Here is a 2,197-nt window from a genome sequence, read left to right as displayed (position 1 = left end):
CCCAGCCCGACCGCGAACTGGAGGACGGCGACCTCGTCGACCTGCCCGGCCGCCGGCTGCGCGCGATCTGGACGCCCGGCCACTCCCCCGGCCACCTCTGCCTGCACCTGGAGGACGCCGGGCGGATCTTCACCGGCGACCACGTCCTGCCCCGCATCACCCCGCACATCGGCCTCTACCCCTACGACCGGCCCGACACCGACCCGCTCGGCGACTTCCTCGCCTCGCTCGACCGCGTCGGCGGCCTCGCGGTGGACGAGGTGCTGCCCGCCCACCAGTTCCGCTTCCACGACCTGGCCGGGCGCACCCGCGCCATCGCCGCCCACCACGAGTCCCGTCTCAGCGAACTCGCCGCGCTCCTCACCGGCGAGCCCCGCACGCTGTGGCGGCTCACGTCCGGCCTCGCCTGGCGCGAGCCCTGGCCCGCGATGTCGCTCCAGTCCCGGCAGATGGCCGCGGCCGAGGCCGCCGCGCACCTGCGCGTCCTCGAACGCCGGGGACGGGCCCGCCGCGTCCCCGGGGAGACGCTCAGCTACACCGCCGCCTGAACCGCCTCTCGCGCACACGGGGCGTGCCGGGGGTCTCGCGGAGCGGAACGAGCCGCGAACCCGGCACGTGAAACGTGGTCCACGGCACATTGAGGCTGCGGGCTAGACCCTTGATGAGACTCCAGTCTCATGTGAGAATCACCAGAGGCCCGGCCACCAAGCAAGGGCTTGGTTGTACGCGTGTGCACGCGCGTCTCCGCAGGCCGGAGGCCGTCGCCCGCCCGTCACCGAAGCCCGCCCGCCATCCCGAGCAACCCGTCATCCCGAGCAACCCCGCCGCCCCGAGACCGCCCGTCACCGAAGCACCCCGCACCCCGACACCTCCCCACCGCGAAGGCGCGACCGGTCGCACGCCCCTGCCCTCCCCCGGCGAAGGACCCTGCCATGCCCCCAGAGACCGGCACCATCGCCCCGCCTCCCCTCGACGTCATCGACCCCGGCGTGTACGAAGCGGGCGGGATCCCGCACGAACGGTTCCGCTGGCTGCGCGACCACGATCCGGTGCACTGGCACACCGACCCCAACCCGGCGGTGCCCGGGTTCTGGGCGGTCACCCGGCACGAGGACGTGACGTGGGTGTCGCGGCACCCGGAGCTGTTCTCCTCGCACACCCGGACGGCGATGTTCGAGGAGTTCACCGACGACGAGATCGCCCTGTACGGGCAGATGATGCTGTTCCAGGACCCGCCGGACCACACCCGGCTGCGGGCCATGGTGAACAAGGGCTTCACGCCCCGGATGATCAAAAGGCTCGAGGGGCACATCCGCGACATCTGCAACGAGCTGATCGACTCGGCCGCGCCGCTCGGCGAGTGCGACTTCGTCGAGCACTTCGCCGCCCCGCTGCCGCTCTACACGATCTGCGAGATCCTCGGCGCGCCGCTGGCGGACCGCGAGAAGATCTTCCACTGGTCCAACACGCTGGTCGCCTTCAACGACCCGGAGTTCATCGGGGACAAGAGCGAGTCGATCGCGTGCGCGGCCGAGTTCATGGACTGGGCCGCGCAGCTGCGGGAACGCCGGATCCGCGAGCCCGGCGACGACATCGCGACCAGGCTCGTCCAGGCGGACGCGGACGGCGGCACGCTCACGGTCGAGGAGTTCCAGCTCTTCGTCCTCATGCTGTCGATCGCGGGCAACGAGACCACCCGGACGGCCACGGCGGGAGGCATGCAGGCCCTGTTCGAGCACCCGGACCAGTGGGACCTGCTGAAGGCGAACCCGGCGCTGCTGCCCACGGCCGCCGAGGAGATCGTCCGGTGGGTGAGCCCGATCAACCAGTTCCGCCGGACGGCCCGGCAGGACACCGAGCTCGGCGGCAAGCACATCCGGGCCGGGGACAAGGTGGTCCTGTTCTACGGCTCGGCGAACCGGGACGAGCGGGTCTTCGAGGACCCGAACCGGTTCGACATCGCCCGCGACCCGAACCCGCAGCTCGGGTTCGGCGGCGGCGGGCCGCACTTCTGCCTCGGCACCCACCTGGCGCGGATGAACCTGCGGATGGTGTTCGAGACCATCGCGTCCCGCATGCCGGACATCCGCCCCGCCGGACCGGCGCGCCGGCTGCGGTCGAACTTCATCAACGGCATCAAGGAGATGCCCGTCCGCTTCACCCCGTCGCCCACCTGACCGGCCCCACCTGACCGGCC

2 protein-coding genes are annotated in these 2,197 nt (G+C 71.9%); both read left to right on the top strand.

What is annotated here, in order from left to right:
• Positions 1-548: MBL fold metallo-hydrolase (locus tag AB0J52_RS37285; protein ID WP_500187656.1), on the top strand; the 548-nt coding region annotated here is incomplete at its 5' end.
• 384 nt (positions 549-932) lie between these two features.
• Complete coding sequence (locus AB0J52_RS37280) at positions 933-2,177, top strand: cytochrome P450 (protein ID WP_500187654.1); 1,245 nt, start codon at positions 933-935, stop codon at positions 2,175-2,177.
• Positions 2,178-2,197: the final 20 nt, after the last annotated feature.

This window comes from Spirillospora sp. NPDC049652 (assembly GCF_040675125.1).
Classification (GTDB): domain Bacteria; phylum Actinomycetota; class Actinomycetes; order Streptosporangiales; family Streptosporangiaceae; genus Spirillospora.
Note: the sequence above shows the minus strand (reverse complement) of the source record. Positions and strands in the feature narration are given on the sequence as shown.